This window comes from Pseudomonas sp. LBUM1643 (assembly GCF_059716215.1).
The window spans coordinates 2,519,544-2,536,476 of the sequence record NZ_CP166813.1 but is presented as its reverse complement, the minus strand read 5'-3'; the positions used below and the strand labels follow the sequence as shown (position 1 = coordinate 2,536,476).

15 protein-coding genes are annotated in these 16,933 nt (G+C 60.3%); 9 read left to right on the top strand and 6 right to left on the bottom strand.

Annotated elements, in window-relative coordinates; all coding sequences use genetic code 11:
- The first annotated feature begins 216 nt into the window (after positions 1 to 216).
- Positions 217 to 2,658: a TonB-dependent siderophore receptor gene (locus ACA063_RS11430; RefSeq protein ID WP_497665940.1), complete on the top strand. Its 2,442-nt coding sequence runs from the start codon at positions 217 to 219 to the stop codon at positions 2,656 to 2,658.
- Positions 2,659 to 2,664: 6 nt separating this feature from the next.
- Here ACA063_RS11430 and ACA063_RS11425 read toward each other — a convergent pair whose 3' ends face one another.
- From ACA063_RS11425 to ACA063_RS11410, 4 genes are all read right to left on the bottom strand, one after another.
- Positions 2,665 to 4,173, bottom strand: a complete 1,509-nt coding sequence (locus tag ACA063_RS11425) for a tripartite tricarboxylate transporter permease (protein ID WP_497665939.1) — start codon at positions 4,171 to 4,173, stop codon at positions 2,665 to 2,667.
- A 13-nt stretch (positions 4,174 to 4,186) separates the two neighbouring features.
- Entirely contained in the window at positions 4,187 to 4,681 is a 495-nt protein-coding gene (locus ACA063_RS11420) for a tripartite tricarboxylate transporter TctB family protein (RefSeq protein WP_497665938.1), read from the bottom strand.
- Position 4,682: 1 nt separating this feature from the next.
- Positions 4,683 to 5,648, bottom strand: coding sequence for a Bug family tripartite tricarboxylate transporter substrate binding protein (locus tag ACA063_RS11415; protein ID WP_497665937.1), 966 nt, complete (start codon positions 5,646 to 5,648; stop codon positions 4,683 to 4,685).
- A 668-nt stretch (positions 5,649 to 6,316) separates the two neighbouring features.
- Positions 6,317 to 7,198 (bottom strand): LysR family transcriptional regulator, encoded by an 882-nt coding sequence (locus ACA063_RS11410; RefSeq protein ID WP_497665936.1) that lies wholly within the window; start codon positions 7,196 to 7,198, stop codon positions 6,317 to 6,319.
- A 92-nt stretch (positions 7,199 to 7,290) separates the two neighbouring features.
- Between ACA063_RS11410 and ACA063_RS11405 the strand changes: the two genes are divergently transcribed.
- The 6 genes from ACA063_RS11405 to ACA063_RS11380 all read left to right on the top strand — a co-directional run bounded on the left by ACA063_RS11405 (position 7,291) and on the right by ACA063_RS11380 (position 14,239).
- A complete protein-coding gene (locus ACA063_RS11405) occupies positions 7,291 to 8,733 on the top strand; it encodes an aldehyde dehydrogenase family protein (protein WP_497665935.1) in 1,443 nt (480 codons plus the stop codon).
- A 13-nt stretch (positions 8,734 to 8,746) separates the two neighbouring features.
- Positions 8,747 to 9,733, top strand: a complete 987-nt coding sequence (locus ACA063_RS11400) for a dipeptidase (RefSeq protein ID WP_194693442.1) — start codon at positions 8,747 to 8,749, stop codon at positions 9,731 to 9,733.
- Positions 9,734 to 9,839: 106 nt separating this feature from the next.
- Positions 9,840 to 11,393, top strand: coding sequence for a BCCT family transporter (locus ACA063_RS11395; RefSeq protein WP_497665934.1), 1,554 nt, complete (start codon positions 9,840 to 9,842; stop codon positions 11,391 to 11,393).
- A 26-nt stretch (positions 11,394 to 11,419) separates the two neighbouring features.
- On the top strand, positions 11,420 to 13,126 hold the full coding sequence (locus tag ACA063_RS11390) for a hypothetical protein (RefSeq protein ID WP_497665933.1): 1,707 nt from the start codon (positions 11,420 to 11,422) through the stop codon (positions 13,124 to 13,126).
- The gene (locus ACA063_RS11385; protein ID WP_497665932.1) at positions 13,126 to 13,827 is read left to right on the top strand and encodes a DUF3726 domain-containing protein; all 702 of its coding nucleotides are present in this window, start codon (positions 13,126 to 13,128) and stop codon (positions 13,825 to 13,827) included. The genes ACA063_RS11390 and ACA063_RS11385 overlap by 1 nt, the downstream gene beginning before the upstream one ends.
- Before the next feature lie 34 nt (positions 13,828 to 13,861).
- The gene (locus tag ACA063_RS11380) at positions 13,862 to 14,239 is read left to right on the top strand and encodes a RidA family protein (protein WP_194693446.1); all 378 of its coding nucleotides are present in this window, start codon (positions 13,862 to 13,864) and stop codon (positions 14,237 to 14,239) included.
- Positions 14,240 to 14,442: 203 nt separating this feature from the next.
- Here ACA063_RS11380 and ACA063_RS11375 read toward each other — a convergent pair whose 3' ends face one another.
- Both ACA063_RS11375 and ACA063_RS11370 read right to left on the bottom strand, forming a co-directional pair.
- Positions 14,443 to 14,664 (bottom strand): hypothetical protein, encoded by a 222-nt coding sequence (locus tag ACA063_RS11375; RefSeq protein WP_497665931.1) that lies wholly within the window; start codon positions 14,662 to 14,664, stop codon positions 14,443 to 14,445.
- Positions 14,665 to 14,865: 201 nt separating this feature from the next.
- Positions 14,866 to 16,011 (bottom strand): alkaline phosphatase family protein, encoded by a 1,146-nt coding sequence (locus ACA063_RS11370; protein ID WP_497665930.1) that lies wholly within the window; start codon positions 16,009 to 16,011, stop codon positions 14,866 to 14,868.
- A 153-nt stretch (positions 16,012 to 16,164) separates the two neighbouring features.
- On the opposite strand from ACA063_RS11370, the gene ACA063_RS11365 reads away from it, so the two are divergent.
- Positions 16,165 to 16,488, top strand: coding sequence for a DUF4258 domain-containing protein (locus ACA063_RS11365; protein WP_497665929.1), 324 nt, complete (start codon positions 16,165 to 16,167; stop codon positions 16,486 to 16,488).
- 4 nt (positions 16,489 to 16,492) lie between these two features.
- Entirely contained in the window at positions 16,493 to 16,933 is a 441-nt protein-coding gene (locus tag ACA063_RS11360; protein WP_497665928.1) for a helix-turn-helix domain-containing protein, read from the top strand.

Genomic DNA, 16,933 nt, shown 5'->3' with positions numbered 1-16,933 from the left:
CCACGCCGAGAAACCTGTGGCGAGGGAGCTTGCTCCCGCTGGACTGCGCAGCAGGCCTACTATTTTTGGCCGCTGCGCTGCCCAACGGGAGCAAGCTCCGTCGCCACATGGCCACAGCGATGCCTGAAATTTTTTAAAAATAATTCTTATTCGTGTCCGGTTTTTGATTCTCATCCCACCTATCTCCTGACACTTACAAATCATCAGGAGAATGCTGTGTTCAACCCGTGGCCCCACGCCCTTTCCGTCGCCGTTGCCCTTGCCACCCTGGCCAGCCCAGCCCTGGCCCAGGCGCAACCTCTGAGTTTCAACCTGCCGGCCGGACCGTTGGCTGCCACGTTGAATGCGATTGCCAGCCAAAGCGGTCATATCGTTTCCCTCGAGCCCGTGCTGGTACAGGGCAAACAGGCGCCAGCAGTGGTTGGCCAGATGCTCCCCGAGCAGGCGATGAACAAGGCACTGGCCGGCAGCGGACTGCAATTGCGCGTGACCGGTCAAGGTAACTTCAGCGTCGAGCCGGCGCCGGACAACAGCGCGGCGTTGCAATTGGGCGCGACCAACATCGTTGAACGCAGCGTCGACGCCACCACCGAAGGTTCCGGCTCCTACGCAGCACGGGCAGTGACCATCGGCAAGGGCACTCACACCCTCAAGGAAATACCGCAGTCGGTCACCGTGATGACCCGCAAGCAAATGGACGACCAGGACTTGACCGACCTCAAGGACGCCGCCAATCACACCACCGGTCTGGTCGGGGTTCAGGGTGTTGGCAAAGGCATGATCCTGACATCGCGCGGTTTCCAGATCGATGACTGGCAATACGACGGCGTCCCTATCCCGCGCAACACGTATGCACTGGGAAACTGGGCGACTCAGGACCTGATTTTCTTTGATCGCCTGGAAATCCTGCGCGGTGCATCAGGTTTGCTCCAGGGCACCGGCAGCCCGGGCGGGGCGATCAACCTGGTACGCAAACGCGGGCAATCTGTGCCCACCGTGACCCTCACCGGCAAGGCCGGCTCCTGGGACCGCTACGGCCTGCAACTGGACGCTGGCGGCCCACTGAATCAAAGCGGCACGGTCCGTGGGCGCCTGGTCGCCGACGAGGACGACAGCCATTCGTTCATCGACTACGAATGGAGCAAAACCCATTCGCTGTACGGCGCACTGGACTTCGATCTGCGGGAAGACACCACCCTGGGCCTGGCGGTCAGTCGCACTGAAGCCGAGTCGCGACCGATGATCCGTGGCCTGCCGCGCTACGCCGACGGCAGCATGGTGAACGTGCCCCGTTCGACGTTCACCGGCTCGACCTGGAACCACTCGCAAATTGACGTCACCACGGTCTATGCGGACCTGGAACACCGTTTCAATGACGACTGGGCGTTCAAGGTCGGCGCCGTGCACATGTCTGAAGACAATGACGCCAAGAACCAACGGCTGCAATCATCGGGCTCCAGCATCAATGCTGATGGCAGCGGCGTGCAATATGCCGACTTTGTCTCGGACTTCGATGCCACCAAAATCGGCCTGGACATGAACCTCACCGGGCGCTTCGACGCCTTGTCCATGCCGCAGGAAATCATGATCGGCAGCAACTATTCCAAGCTGCATTCCGACGACAAATTCGCCCGCACCTTCAACAACAGCACCGACACGATCTTCGACATCGACCACCATCGTCCCGAGATCAGCTACGAGGGAATACTCAACACCCCGGGTGGTCGCGCCACTCCCAGCAAGTACGACATCAGCCAGAAAGGCCTCTACGGCAGCTGGCGGGTCAAGCCGATCGAACCGCTCACCCTGGTGCTCGGCTCCCGTGTCAGCTGGTACGACTACAGCTACAAGTCATCGACCCAGAACGCTTTTGAAGATTTCGCTACGCCCCAAGCCCCTAGCAAAATGAGCGAAAACGGTGAAGTCACGCCCTACGCCGGCATCGTTTATGACCTGAACCGCGAGTGGGCGGTCTACGCCAGCTACACCGACGTGTTCGAGCCCCAGACTTCGCGCACTGTCGCCGGCTCGGTGCTCAAACCGGTGATCGGTAGCAACTACGAAGTCGGCCTCAAGGGCGAGTTGATGGATGGCCGGGTCAATACGTCCCTGGCGCTGTTCCGCTACGACCAGGAAAACCGCGCAGTCAACGATGTGGCCTCGGGCTTCGCCTGCGACGGCTGGTACTGCTCCACTGCCTCGGGGAAAGTCCGCAGCCAGGGACTCGATGCCGAAATCAGCGGTGAAGTACTTGATAACCTGCAACTGTTCGCCGGCTACACCTACAACACGACCAAGTACCTCGACGACCCGGACAACGAAGGCAAGACCTTCAGCACCTGGACGCCCAAGCACATGTTGCGGGTATGGAGCGACTACCAGTTCAGTGGCGACTTCAGCCGCCTCAGCACCGGTCTGGGCTTCACGACCCAGAGTCACACCCTGGGTTACGAACACACCTATGAAGTGCCGGGCTACACCGTGTGGAATGCGCGTGTCGGCTATCAGGTCACCCCGGAAATCGGCCTCGCGGTCAACGCCAACAACCTGTTCGACAAGAGCTACATCACGGCCGGGTATAACCAGCTCAACGGCAACAACCACTATGGCGATCCACGCAACCTGATGTTCAGCGTGAAATACACCCCGGAGTTTTAAGCCTGCTCAATCATCCTCATGCAGCTTGATACCCCGGGCATGCAGCAGATGCGGCACCACCAGCACCAACAGTGTCAACGCCAGGAACGCAGCCGATATGGGCTGCGTGACGAAAATCAGCCAGTCGCCCTGGCTGATGGACAAGGCGTTGCGCAGCTGTTTTTCCGCCATCGGCCCCAGCAACATGCCGACTATCACCGGGGCCACAGGAAAGTCGAACCGCCGCATCAACACCCCGCCCCAGCCAATCCCGAGCATCAGCAACAGATCGAATGACGAGTGACGCATGCCGTACACGCCGATGGTGGCAAACACCAGAATCCCGGCGTTCAGGTACGGTCTGGGGATCTGCAGCAGCTTGACCCACAGGCCCACCAGCGGCAGGTTCAACACCAGCAAAATGACGTTGCCGATGTACAGCGAAGCCACCAGCGTCCAGACCAGGTCGGCGGACGTTTCGAAGAGCATCGGCCCCGGTTGCAGGTTGTAGTTCTGGAACGCCGCCAACAATATCGCCGCCGTGGCGGATGTCGGGATGCCGAGGGTCAAGAGCGGCACCAGCGAACCGGTCGCGCTCGCATTGTTCGCGGCTTCAGGCCCGGCGACCCCTTCGATGGCACCCTCGCCTTTGTTCGCTGAAAACTCCTTCGGGTACTTGCTGAGTTTGCGTTCGGTGGAATAAGACAGGAAGGTCGGAATTTCCGCGCCGCCGGCCGGAATCGAGCCAAAGGGAAAGCCGATCAGCGTGCCCCGCAACCAGGCAGGAATCGAGCGCTTCCAGTCCGCGCGGGTCATCCACAACGAGGTCAGGCGATGCCGGCCCGAGGTTTCTTCTTTCTGATACAGCAGGCTGTACAACGCCTCCCCCACCGCAAACAGACCGACCGCCACCAGCACCACTTCGATGCCGTCCACCAGTTCCGGCACGCCCAAGGTGTAGCGGGCGATCCCGGAGGTCGAGTCCAGGCCGATCAAGCCGATGGCCAACCCCAGCCCCAACGACGCAAAGCCGCGCAACATCGAAGCGCCGAGCACCGCAGAAACCGTCGTGAACGACAACACCAGAATCGCGAAATACTCCGCCGGGCCGAAGTTCAGCGCCAGCCGGGCGACCACCGGAGCAAACAGGGTCAGCAGGATGGTGGCGATGGTGCCGGCGACAAACGATCCGATCGCCGCCGTGGCCAGCGCCGGTCCGGCTCGACCGTTGCGGGCCATGAGGTTGCCTTCCAGGGCCGTGACCATGGACGACGATTCGCCGGGAGTGTTGAGCAGGATGGACGTGGTCGAGCCGCCGAACTGCGCACCGTAGTAGATCCCGGCGAACATGATCAGCGCGCCGGTCGGATCGACCTTGGCAGTGATCGGCAGCAGCAAGGCCACTGTCAGCGCCGGGCCGATACCCGGCAACACGCCAATGGCGGTGCCGAGCAAACACCCGATAAAACCCCACATCAGATTGATCGGTGTGAGCGCCGCTGAAAAACCCATCGCCAGGCTCGAGAGAATGTCCATGCTGTCGATCTCCTCAGATCCAGGCGTTGACCAGCGGCGGCAGGGCAACCCCGAGTCCGGCGTTGAACAGCCAGTAAATCGGCAAGGTCAGGGCCATGCCGATGGCCAGGTCTCGCAGCGGATGACGACTGCCGAATCCCCTGGCAGAACAGGCAAAGAGCAACGCGGCCGCCAACACAAAACCGATGACATCAATGAGCAACGCCACGGCGACAAGCCCCGCCGTCACCCACGCCACACCGGCCTTGCCACCGGGCAGCGCGCGGGCCGATTCATCCTCATGGTCGGCGAGATCGCGAAAGCCGCCGGTCACCGCCTGATAACACAACACCAGGCCGACAACGCCGACGAAGGCCGCCAGCGCGTAGGGATAGACGTACGCCGCCAGAATGACGAAGCCCATTTCGGCTGGAAACCGATAGGCACCGAGCGCCAGCGTTGCACTGAGGGCAATCAGGCCGACGCCGATCGCCAGTTGCGCGGGCACTATCGAGCGAGTACCGGCCATTTCAAAGCAGCCCGACCTTGACCAGCATCGCGCGCAACCGCACGTGTTCTTCGTCGACAAATTTGCCGAAATCGTCACCGGTCAAGATGCTTGGCGACCAGGCATTGGTCTGGATGTTGTCCTGCCAGGTTTTGCTTTTAGTGGCGGCCACCACCGCTTCGATGACGGCCTGGCGCTGCTCGGGCGTGAGGTTCGCGGCACCGTAGACACCGCGCCAGTTGCCGATCGTCACGTCGTAGCCGCTCTCTTTCAGCGTCGGCGCATCAATGCCCTCGACCCGATTCGGCGCGCCAATGGCCAGGACCCGAAACTGACCGTTCTTGATGTACTGACCCAGCTCCGCATAGCCGCCCGTGATGACCTTGATCTGGCCACCCAAGGCTTGCGCCACCACCTCACCGCCACCGGCGAAGGCTACGTAATTGACCTTGTTGACCGGCACATCCAGCTTGCTCGCCAACTCGGCAATACCGATGTGATCGATCGACCCCTTGGAGCCGCCACCAAACGTCACACTGGGCGGGTTGGCCTTGAAGTCCTTGATCAGGTCATCCAGGGTTTTGTAAGGCGACTCCTTGCGCACGGCGATCACGTTGTACTCGGTGAACAACCGCGCAATCGGCGTCACGTCTTTCAAGCTGATCTGCGGCTTGTTCTGCTCAATGCCCGCGACCATGATCGCACCGACCACCAGCAACGCGTTCGGATCACCCTTGGTGCTGTTGGCAAACTGCGCCAGCCCCAACGTCCCGCCCGCACCGCCCTTGTTTTCGAAGGTCGCGGACTTGGCGGTGCCAGCTTCCACCATGGCCTTGCCCAGCACCCTGGCGGTCTGGTCATAACCGCCCCCAACCGAGCCGGGAGCCATGAACTTGACGGTGTCCAGGGCGAAGGCCGGTGTGGCAAAAACGGCAGCAGTCAGGGCTACAGCGACGCAGCGGCGGAATGAATGGACCGAAGCAAACATGGGGGAATCTCCCTGGATTGTTGTTTTTATGGCGAGTCGATTTCAGACAGCGTAGTACACAGGCGCAAGGGCATCTCATTCCCCTATTTATGGCGCTATCCAGGCCCCATCGCGAGCAGGCTCGCTCCTACAGTGAACTGCGGCGGACGCAAAATCTGGGCACACCACAAATCCCCTGCGGGAGCTGGCTTGCCAGCGATGGCGGTGTATCAGGCGATGGTTATGTTGAATGTACGGGCCCCATCGCGAGCAGGCTCGCTCCTACAGTGAACTGCGGCGGACGCAAAATCTGGGCACACCACAAATCCCCTGTGGGAGCTGGCTTGCCAGCGATGGCGGTGTATCAGGCAATGGTGATGTTGAATGTACGGGCCCCATCGCGAGCAGGCTCGCTCCTACATTGAACTGCGGCGGACACAAAATCTGGGCACACCACAAATCCCCTGTGGGAGCTGGCTTGCCAGCGATGGCGGTGTGTCAGGCAATGGAGATGTTGAATGTGTGGGCCTCATCGCGAGCAGGCTCGCTCCTACAGTGAACTGCGGCGGACGCAAAATTTGGGGACGGCCACACATTCCATTGTAGGAGTGAGCCTGCTCGCGATGACGGACTGTCATCCAGCACCAATGTCGCCTGATACAACGCCACCGCAAGCTATCAACCCTCTCTCACTTCACCTGCATATTCCCCCGCAAAAACGTCATCAACTCCGCCGCCGCCGGCGACAGGCTGCGACCTTTGCGGCACAGGATCCCGATCTGCCGTTCGACTTTCGGCTCCGCCAGCGGCAAGAACACCAACTGTTCATTGCCCACCGGGAACGCCAACGAAGGTAACGTGGTTATGCCGATCCCCTCCTCAAGCATCGCGATCAGCGAAATCATGTTGGAGACAAACAGCAGACTGCTCTCCAGCAACCCCGCCGCCTGCGTGCCTTCGAGCAAACGCGAGGTGCCGTTGCGCACCAGCGGGTAATCTTGCAAGCGAGACCAATGCAACGCTCCACCCTGGGCAACCAGCGGGTGATCCTTGCGACACACCACGCCCACTTGATCGCTCAGGATAGGAACGAATTCAATGTTCTCATCCGGCATCCAGACACTGCTGATGCCGAAATCCACCTGACCTTGGGACAACAGTTGCTGCACGCTGTCCGCGTTTCCGTCCTGAATGCTGATCTGGATCTTCGGGTGCTCGCTGACAAACCGCGCCAGCAGTTGCGGCAATAACCGGCTCGCCACGGAAGGCACGGTAGCGATGCTGACCTGGCCGATTTCGTGCCGGGCCAGCAAGCTCACCTCACTGGCGATACGATCGTGGTGCGCGAGCAAGTCCTGGAACAGCGGCAAGCAATGCTCGCCAAAGGGCGTCAACTCGGTCTTGCCGCCCTTCTCGAACAGCGCTTGCCCCAGCTTCTGCTCCAGTTCACGAACAGCCAGGGACAACGCAGGCTGCGTGCGATAGGCCTGTTTAGCCGCGCCGTGGAAACTTTTGAGCTGCGCGACGAGAACGAAATAGCGCAGCTGGGTGATTTTCAGCTCGGGCAGCATGGTAAGTTTTCCTTATCGTTTCATTTCTATTATTAATTTTTATTTGCAGATTAATACTCGCAAGATGGGAACCACGCAATCGGAGGTTCCTCATGGCAACGCAAACTTATAAAAACTACATCGCTGGCGACTGGTGCGAAGGTGTGGGCGTCATCGCCAACCGCAGCCCTTCCGACGTCGCCGACCTGATCGGTGAATACCAGCAAGCCAGCGCCGAACAAACCAACAACGCCATCGCCGCCGCCCGTGTCGCTCAGCCGCTCTGGGCAGCGACCGGCCTGGAACAGCGCCAACAGGTGCTGATGGCCATCGGCAACGAGCTGATGGCGCGCAAGGAAGAGCTCGGCCAGTTGCTCTCCCGGGAAGAAGGCAAACCCCTCGCCGAGGGCATCGGCGAAGTCAATCGCTCGGCCCAGTTCTTCCACTACTACGCCGCCGAAGTGCTTCGCCAGATGGGCGAGACCGCCGCGTCCGTGCGCCCTGGTATCGAGATTGAAGTGCAGCGCGAACCGGTGGGCGTGGTCGGCATCATCACCCCCTGGAATTTCCCCATGGCCACCGCTGCCTGGAAGATCGCCCCGGCCCTGGCTTTCGGGAACGCGGTGGTGTTCAAACCGGCAAACCTGGTCCCGGCCAGTGCCTGGGTACTCACCGAAATCATCAGCCGCCAGGCGCTGCCAGCGGGCACGTTCAATCTGGTCATGGGCAGTGGCAGTGTCGTGGGCGAAAGCCTGATCCAGTCAGCGGATATCGATGCGCTGACGTTCACCGGATCACTGCAAACCGGACGCCGCGTCGCGGTGGCCACGGCCACCAACTTGGTGCGCTGCCAGCTGGAAATGGGCAGCAAGAATGCCTTGGTCGTACTCGACGACGCCGACCTGGAAATCGCCGTTGAATGCGCCTTGAACGGCGCCTTCTTCGGCACCGGTCAAAAGTGCACCGCCTCATCACGCCTGATCGTCTGCGACGGAATTCACGATCGCTTCGTCGCGGCACTGACCGCCCGCATGCGCCAACTGAAAGTCGGCCATGCCCTCGAACAAGGCGTGCACATCGGCCCGGTCGCGGAAGCCCGCCAGCTGGAGCAGAACCTGCAGTACCTGGAACTGGCCAAGGCCGAAGGCGCCACGCTGGTCGAAGGCGGCGAGTTGCTGGCACTGGAACCTGCCGGGCACTACATGCGCCCGGCGCTGTTCATCAACAGCCGCAACGACATGCGCATCAACCGCGAAGAAGTCTTCGGGCCGATTGCCTGCGTGATCCGGGTCGACGACTACGAACAGGCCCTCGCCACGCTGAATGACACCGAGTACGGCCTGACAGCGGGGATCATCACCCAGTCGCTGCGCCATGCCAGTGACTTCAAGCGCCGCGCCCGCACCGGCTGCGTGATGGTCAACCTGCCCACCGCCGGCACCGATTACCACGTGCCCTTCGGCGGTCGCAAAAACTCGAGCTTCGGCCCGCGTGAACAGGGGCAGTACGCCCGCGAGTTCTACACCGTGGTCAAGACCACCTACGTGCGTCCCTGAATCGGAGATCACCATGCACGACTTATTGATGATCGATGGCCTGCAATATTCCAACTGGAGCGAAGACATCTTTCGCCAGATGCAGACCGGTGGCCTGAGCGCCGTGCACGCGACCATCGCGTACCACGAAAACGCCCGGGAAACCCTCTCGCGACTGGGCGAATGGAACCGGCGTTTCGAGACCTGGCCCGAGCTGATCCGTCCGGTTCGCGAGGCGGCCGATATTCGTCTGGCACACCAGGAAGGCCGCGTCGGGATCTTCTTCGGCTTCCAGAACTGCTCACCCATCGAAGACGACATCAGCCTGGTGGAGATCTTCCGTCAGTTGGGCGTTCTGGTAATGCAGCTCACCTACAACAACCAGAGCTTGCTGGCCAGCGGCTGCTACGAGGCTGAAGACAACGGTATCAGCCGCTTCGGCCGCCAGGTGATCAGCGAAATGAACCGCGTCGGCATGCTGATCGACATGTCCCACAGCGCCGAGCGCAGCACCCTGGAAGCGATCGAGTTGTCGAGCCGGCCGGTCATTGTGTCCCACGCCAACCCGTCGAGCTTCCACGCCGCCAAGCGCAACAAATCCGACGCCGTCCTGCGCGGCATCGCCGAGTCCGGCGGCCTGCTCGGTTTCAGTACCTATCCGTTTCACCTCAAAGGCGCGTCGGGCTGCACCCTCGAGTCGTTCTGCGACATGGTCGCCAACACCGCCGACCTGATGGGCGTCGAGCACATCGGCATCGGCACCGACCTGTGCCAGCAACAACCCCTGAGCGTACTGGAATGGATGCGCAACGGACGCTGGAGCAAAGACAAGGACTACGGCGAAGGATCGGCCGACAACGCCAACTGGCCGTCACCGCTGCAATGGTTCCGCGACAGCCGGGATTTCCCGGTGATCGCTCAGGGCCTGCGCGCGCGCGGATTCACCGAGGACGATGTGCGCAACATCATGGGACTCAACTGGCTGCGTCTGCTGGAAACCGCCACTTCTGCAATCGTCTGACCCCTGATATCCACCGTGAGGACACCATGAACAACAAAAACAATAGCCTCCCGTTCATCTCCCCGACCGGCGATGCACAGCCTCAAGCGCGTATTTTGGAGGCATCATGAAAACATCCACCACACTGCAAGCCGACGGCCAGCCGCTGGCCCTTGCAACGCCGAAAAAAGACATCGACTGGCCGCTGTTCCTGATCAGTGGCGGCTTCCTGGGCGCCTTCCTGATTGCCGCGCTGGTCGACATCGAAGGCACCTCGAATCTGGTCAACACGCTGTTCGCCTGGTCGACGAAGTTCTTCGGCCTGTACTGGCAAATCCTGATGCTGCTGACCTTCGCCGTCAGCCTGTTCATCTGCTTCAGCAAATGCGGACGTGTGCGTCTGGGTGGCATTGACCAGCCACCCGACACCAGCACCTTCAACTGGATCGCCGTGATCATGTGCGCGCTGCTCGCCGGTGGCGGTGCATTCTGGGCGGCCGCGGAACCTATGATGCACTTCGCCAGCCCGCCGCCGCTGTTCGCCGGGGTGCAGCCGCACACCGAAGCCGCGGCGCATGTCGCACTGGCGCAATCCTTCGTGCACTGGGGTTTTCTCGCCTGGGCGGTACTGGGCAGCCTGCTGGCGATCGTCCTGATGCACCTGCATTACGACAAAGGCTTGCCCTTGGCGCCACGCACCCTGCTCTACCCATTGCTGGGCGAACGTGCGCTTAAAGGTCCGATCGGTACACTGGCAGACGCCACGTCCATCATCGCCGTGGTCGCCGGCACCATCGGGCCCATTGGCTTTTTGGGCCTGCAAATCAGCAGCGCGTTGCACTCGGTGTGGGGCATCCAGAACGACCTGACCACCCAGGCCATCACCATTATTCTGGTCACGGTCATGTACACCACGTCTTGTCTGGTGGGCCTCAAGGGCATCCGCTTCGTCAGTGAAATCAACGTATGGCTGATGATCGGCCTGGCGATTTTCATGGTGGTGTTCGGTCCGACCGCGTTCATCCTCGGCGGCTTCCCCACGGCGTTCGCCTTGCACCTGGAGCAGTTCATTCCGATGACGCTGTTCCGCGCCGATCCGAAATGGCTCGACTGGTGGACGGTATTCTACTGGGGCTGGTTCATTGGCTACGCGCCGATGGTGGCGCTCTACGTGGCCAAGATCTCCCGTGGCCGCACGATCCGCGAAGTCATCATGACCCTGTCGATCATCGCGCCCATCGTCACCATGTTCTGGTTCACCGTGGTCGGCGGAACCGGCATCGGCATGGAACTGCAAACACCGGGCATCGTCACCGCCAACGGTGCACAACCCGAGTCGCTGCTGCTGGGCGTCACGCAAAACCTGCCCCTGGGCGGCCTGGTGTCGGCGCTGTTCCTGTTCTTGAGCTTTATCTCGGTCGCCACCAACGGTGATGCCATGGCGTTCACCGTGGCGATGGCGATGTCGAGCAATGACAAACCGAAAAAATGGCTGCGGGCGTTCTGGGCGATTGGCATGGGCCTGGCCGCTGTCGTGTTGATCACCATCGGTTCGGGCGGCGTTACTGCACTGCAATCGTTTATCGTGATCACCGCCGTTCCGGTGTCGCTCCTGATCCTGCCGTCCCTGTGGGATGCGCTAAAGATCGCCCGGCACATGGCCCGTGAACAGGCAGTCTGACCATGAATCGTTCAGGAATTACCACGATGTCGTATTCCCCTTCCGAAGCCACGCCGCCGGCCCTGCGCCCTGCCGATCAGGTCATGGACCTTGATCGGCTGGGCAGCCATTTCCAGAGTCGTTTGAGTTTCGTACGCAGCAGCATGCGCCGCATGATGAACGAGCAATGGCGCATCCAGCGCAGCTGTTTCGACCTGGATGCCGACGGCTTCGGCACCGCGATCTATCGAATCGACACCCCTCACGCGCACTACCATTGCGTGATCTTCTCCGCTTATTTGCCGCCGGAAAAACGCAGTGACCGGGTGATCGCCGATCAGTGGGACGTCAGTTTTGTCCTGGTCGCCGGGGATGTGGATGCGCAACAACTGGCGGACTTGCGACGCAACGTTCCGCTGCAGGAAGCCGGCCGGTTTGATGCCCGCGTACTGGTGTTGTCGCGGGCCAACCGCAGCCTGCGCAACTTCGACCGCTTCCTCGGCGCCCTCGCCGAGGGTGTTCAGCCACAACCGCAACAGCTCGCCGAAGTCGGCTACCTGTATCGCACCACCGCCGTGTACGGCAACGGCAAGTTCGGCATCGCCGATTTCAGCTGCCTGCAAGGCACTGCGGATTTCACGCAACCGTTCAGCGCTCAGATGTTCACGGTGTACTTGCTGCGGCACTTCAGCATCGAGCAGATCGAACACATGGCACGGGCGCGCAATCCGCAACGGGCCGTCGGGCTGGATGTTGCCCTGCAGCGTTATCTCGGGGTGGGCAACTCCACCGGGCTGGGCATGGCGCCGTTCCTGGTCAATCACCCGCAACTGGTCAATCAATGGGTATGGGCCAAAGAGACCGCCCTGGCGCGGGTCATGGAGCAAGCCGCCGATCTTCCCAAGGTTCAGCGCATGCGGACTTTGCTGGAGCGGGCACGCCGGCATGTGCAGCAGAGCGTCACTGACGATCAGCGCCAAAGCGTGATCGATCAGCGCACCCTGGCGGATCTGGATTTGCTGGTCGAGTGGTTCGACAGTCAGCCGGTCTGCGCCGACCTCTGGCCGCGCATCCAGGCCTGGGCCCAGATCCATGGCAGCAAGGGCTGTCAGGAATTGCTGGTCAGCCTGCTGCTGGAGTTGTACCCGGAACAGGTGGACCCGCTGGCCGAACAGATGGCCGTCAAGGAAGGCTTTCGACTCAACGCCGACATGCCCCTGGCCGAGCTGCGCACACTGATCGAAGACCACTACCGCTGGGCGCTGGATTTCGACTTGAACGACCCCGAAGCCAATCATTTTTTCTGGTATCGCTCCGCAGAAAAGGAGGAGCCGCGTTTGGGCGAGCGCGCCATGGAGCCCGGCGCCGAAAAGGAAATGCAGCTGGGCATTGCGCACAACATCCAGCGCTGCCACGCCGCACTGATCGCCTACATGGAACAGCATCCGCAGCAGCTGACCGCACATTTTCTGCTGGCCCGACCGCACTTCAAAGGCACGGTCTGCCGCTTGCAAGGCATGGCCCGCTGCGCCTACGGGGAAATCCGCGCCAACCTGATGGACCGCAGCATGCTGCCGATTGACTTGCTGCGCTGCAAACTGGCGTTCTTCGGCGCGGGCAAGTTCGATCCGAAATCCAGCCGCTGGGTACGAATCACCTTGTTTCAGGGTGCACCTTTAGTGAGTGAAATCGGCCAGCCTTTTAGCGATGACTGGAATTTTGCCGTCATGCCCACACTGAGCGGAGAAGTCTGATGCGTGTTTCGTTCAACGAAGTGCAGGTGATCAGCCGCAAGGCGTTCGAAGGCCTGGGTTTTGCGCCCGGCGATTGCGACGACGCCGCCGACATGATCGCCCGCCTGCAACAACAGGGGCTCGACGGCATCGGCGCGCTGAAAAAAGCCCTCGCGTTCCTTCACGACGAGGTCGATCGACCGATCGAAACCTGCTACGAAGACGCCGCGCAACTGACCCTCGATGCTCATGGCCAGAGCGTGTTGCGCTGCGCCGCTCAAGCCGTCGAGCTGGGTGTGAGCAAAGCCTTGCGTGGCGGCAGCGCGTTCATCCGGATTCGTCACTGCCATAACCGCATCCTGCTGCTCGGCTACCTTGCGCGCTGCGCCGATCAGGGCCTGAATTTTTGCGTGTACTGGCGGGATGCGCGTCAGGAGCTGGTCGCGACATTCAGTGCCGGCGACAGTCATCCTTCACTGCGGGTGCATGAGCTGCCGCAACCGGCCATGAGCGATGAACAGAGCATCAATGTGCTGATATCCCGCCACTTCACCCTGCTGCCACGCCTCAGCCTGGCCGGCAAACACAGCCAGTCGCTCGCGGACGGTCTGGAGGTGGATGACGAGGTATGGGGGATGTTGAAAAAGCTGGGTGAACGGGTGCTGGTGGAGAGCACCGAAGAATCGCGGCGCCGGGGCGCCGGTGAAAGCAGCGACGCTTGATCAAACTCTTTAAAAACGCTTCAGGAATTCATCAATGAAATATGCGATCAAGACCGACCTCTTCGCCTCACGCGCACCGATGGAGTGGGCCGTCGTCGGCAACGGCACGCTGTACACCGCACAAATCCCCATCGACCGTGAAGGCCAGGTGGTAACGGGTGGCATCGAAGCCCAGACCCGACAGACCCTGGACAATCTGCGTCACACGCTTGAAGCCGCTGGCAGCTCGCTTGATGCGGTGACCCAGGTGCTGATTTACGTCACCGACCGCAGTTACCTGGCGACGGTGAATGCGCTGTACACCGACTACTTCAACGCGCCCTACCCTAACCGGGCCGCCGTGGTGGTGGCGGGCCTGGCCAGGGAGGAGATGTTGGTGGAGTTGGTGGTGTATGCGTGCGTTGAAACGTGAATGCGTGAATGCGTGAATGCGTGAATGCGTAAACACTTGCATACGTAGAAACCCTGTAGGAGCTGTCGAGTGAAACGAGGCTGCGATCTTTTGATCTTGTTTTTAAAGATCAAGATCAAAAGATCGCAGCCTCGTTTCACTCGACAGCTCCTACACAGTTCCTACAGCTTCGATTTCTCCCTTATCAGGTGCCCCCGCCGATATCAGGTGCCCCCGCTGATGCCCTCGGTCGCCTGCGCAAACGCCGTTCCTGCCTCGCGCACCAGCCTGCGCCATTCGCTGCTGGTAATGAGCCCGGCCCGCTCCATCTCATCGGCGGCCTTAAGCAATTCATCGTACTGCTCTTCGCTGTCCATGCGGATTTCAGGCTCTTTGAGGAGCTGGTACCAGGCTTCCAGGGCTTGCTTCTTGCGATCGTCATTCATGGCCGGACTCCCAACTGTTGTTATGGTTGGGTAGTTGCGCCACGTAGCGGTTCCTGGGCTCCGACATACGGCAAAGGATTTATCTTCCCCTTTGCAGGAGCAAAGCTTGCTCGGGAAGAGGCTGTGTCAGCCAACGCCTTAACCGAATACACGACCGCGATCGCGAGCAGGCTCACTCCTACAGGAATTGCGTCGTGGCCACTACCTGCTGCCCTTCGTGACAATCAACGGCACAACCTGTTCTTCATCCGTCAGCGCTCCGTGATGCCCGATCCAGGATGTCTGAAACGGCTCGCGCACGGATCGAACCAATCCCGCACCCTCGCCCGCAATCACCACCAGATCGCCGATGCGCCTGTAAGCCGACTCCGCCACCTGCGGCCCAAACAATCCAAGGGCAACCGCTTCTTCTCGCGCGTGCACCCTGAAGTGGGCCCCAAGAACATCGCGCCACCGCATCAACACTTCAGCCTCCATGGCAGTGTCCAGATAAACATGCCTGGCGCGAATATCCGCGCACACACTGGACACGCCCCTCTGCAGGTCGGGGCTCACATCAAAATCCACCACCCGGGCCTCGTCCAGCGTCGTCATTCCATGGTCAGCAGTCACGATGAGTACCGTGTCCTGATCAATGCACTCACGCAAACGCTGAATTCGCCGATCAATGTCTTGAAGCGCCGCCTGCCAAGGTTCCGATCCCGGACCCTGCAAATGCCCGACATGGTCGAGTTCACTGAAATACACATACGACATCTGCGGTTGAGTGCGCTTGGGAAGTGACCGAAAACACTCAATCAAATGGTCAGTGCCGCGAACCGGAATCACGTCCGCGCCTTTGAACACCCTGCGCGTGTAAGACGAATCCGCAATGGCAGCAGGCAAAAACGCATTGATCGACACACCGCTCGCCACGCCCTCCAACCAGGCCGAACGGCCTAACACGACATCATCCTCCCCAGCAGCCCGGTGGAACTCACCCGTGCCCGGCTCGCAGACTTGCCAGGACAACGGATTGAACTGCCCCTCATCCAGATTGAAAGCGGCGCCGACAATCCCATGGCCACCGCTATCTATTCCCGTGGCCAGCGAAGCCAGGCTGGCAGCCGTGGTCGACGGAAAGCCCGAGCGCAACACCTGCCCTTCCGCACGGTTCCACAACGACCCAAGATACGACGCCCGGTGGGCATAACGACTCAGCAGATCAGCACCCAGTCCATCGACAAGACACACCACCGCATGCCGACACGGTGGCAAGACAAAGCCTGCCGAATCAGCGCCGACACCCAGTGATCTGAAAATTGACTGAGTCAAAATAGCCAAACCGGACGTTGTTGGCTGAAGCATTGAGCACCTCCTTGATGCCTCACTAGCGTTTGCCCGGTTATACCCTCGGGCATCCTGCTTGCACTCTGCCACGTGTCTCATTTTATTTCCGCGCTTTGACAATTAATCCTTGAGCTTTAGGCTGTCGGAACCTATAAATACTATAGATAACTCATGACTGACCTACTGCCGTTTCCGCTGTCGAGAAAGAAAGCCCGGGAAATAATCAGGGAGATTTCGGAGAAGTCCGAGCGTGTCTTTTACTCCAGACACGCACGCTCGCGCATGATCGAGCGGGAGATAACCATGCCTGATGTCATGGATTGTCTGCGCAGAGGACAGATCACCGACGGTCCTTATCAAGCACCCGGAGGTGATTGGAGATTTAGTGTTTCCTGGTTCAGGGCAGGGTCCCCCCTGCAGATTGTCGGCGCGATTGATGTCGATGAAAGCGGGAGATTCCTTGTCGTAGTGACCGCGATGCAAAAGGAGAAATAATTTTATGTACCACTACGTTGAAAGCGGCCTGCCAAACATCTGGCTCAGCAACGGCTACGTGGTGAAAGAGACTGCCTATGGCGAGTCTGTTGCCATCACGGATGTCGAGGGTCTTCACGACTTTATCGGCAAAACAATCGCGCAAAAACCGACAGCGCTTACCGGCGCTGAATTTCGTTTCCTGCGCAAAGAGCTGGGCCTGTCGCAAGAACGGCTGGCCAATATTGTCGGGCTCACCTCCCAGGCGGTGGCGATTTGGGAAAAGACCGACAAGATTCCGACCGTCAATGATCGCTACTTGCGTGGGCTATACCTGGAAGCCAAGACTGGGGAGGCAGATTTACTGGCTGCCATAAACACGATCAACGACCTCGACCATGAACTTCATAAACTCAACCTTGAGTTTGAAAATGGCTGGCACAAGCAAGATAAAACCTGTGCCTGA

What these genes read in the sequence shown, in the direction of transcription:
- ACA063_RS11425 (WP_497665939.1), bottom strand. Translation starts at nt 4,173, where the DNA reads ATGGACATTCTCTCGAGCCTGGCGATGGGTTTTTCAGCGGCGCTCACA.
- ACA063_RS11420 (WP_497665938.1), bottom strand. Translation starts at nt 4,681, where the DNA reads ATGGCCGGTACTCGCTCGATAGTGCCCGCGCAACTGGCGATCGGCGTC.
- ACA063_RS11415 (WP_497665937.1), bottom strand. Translation starts at nt 5,648, where the DNA reads ATGTTTGCTTCGGTCCATTCATTCCGCCGCTGCGTCGCTGTAGCCCTG.
- ACA063_RS11410 (WP_497665936.1), bottom strand. Translation starts at nt 7,198, where the DNA reads ATGCTGCCCGAGCTGAAAATCACCCAGCTGCGCTATTTCGTTCTCGTC.
- ACA063_RS11405 (WP_497665935.1), top strand. Translation starts at nt 7,291, where the DNA reads ATGGCAACGCAAACTTATAAAAACTACATCGCTGGCGACTGGTGCGAA.
- ACA063_RS11400 (WP_194693442.1), top strand. Translation starts at nt 8,747, where the DNA reads ATGCACGACTTATTGATGATCGATGGCCTGCAATATTCCAACTGGAGC.
- ACA063_RS11395 (WP_497665934.1), top strand. Translation starts at nt 9,840, where the DNA reads ATGAAAACATCCACCACACTGCAAGCCGACGGCCAGCCGCTGGCCCTT.
- ACA063_RS11390 (WP_497665933.1), top strand. Translation starts at nt 11,420, where the DNA reads ATGTCGTATTCCCCTTCCGAAGCCACGCCGCCGGCCCTGCGCCCTGCC.
- ACA063_RS11385 (WP_497665932.1), top strand. Translation starts at nt 13,126, where the DNA reads ATGCGTGTTTCGTTCAACGAAGTGCAGGTGATCAGCCGCAAGGCGTTC.
- ACA063_RS11380 (WP_194693446.1), top strand. Translation starts at nt 13,862, where the DNA reads ATGAAATATGCGATCAAGACCGACCTCTTCGCCTCACGCGCACCGATG.
- ACA063_RS11375 (WP_497665931.1), bottom strand. Translation starts at nt 14,664, where the DNA reads ATGAATGACGATCGCAAGAAGCAAGCCCTGGAAGCCTGGTACCAGCTC.
- ACA063_RS11370 (WP_497665930.1), bottom strand. Translation starts at nt 16,011, where the DNA reads ATGCTTCAGCCAACAACGTCCGGTTTGGCTATTTTGACTCAGTCAATT.
- ACA063_RS11365 (WP_497665929.1), top strand. Translation starts at nt 16,165, where the DNA reads ATGACTGACCTACTGCCGTTTCCGCTGTCGAGAAAGAAAGCCCGGGAA.
- ACA063_RS11360 (WP_497665928.1), top strand. Translation starts at nt 16,493, where the DNA reads ATGTACCACTACGTTGAAAGCGGCCTGCCAAACATCTGGCTCAGCAAC.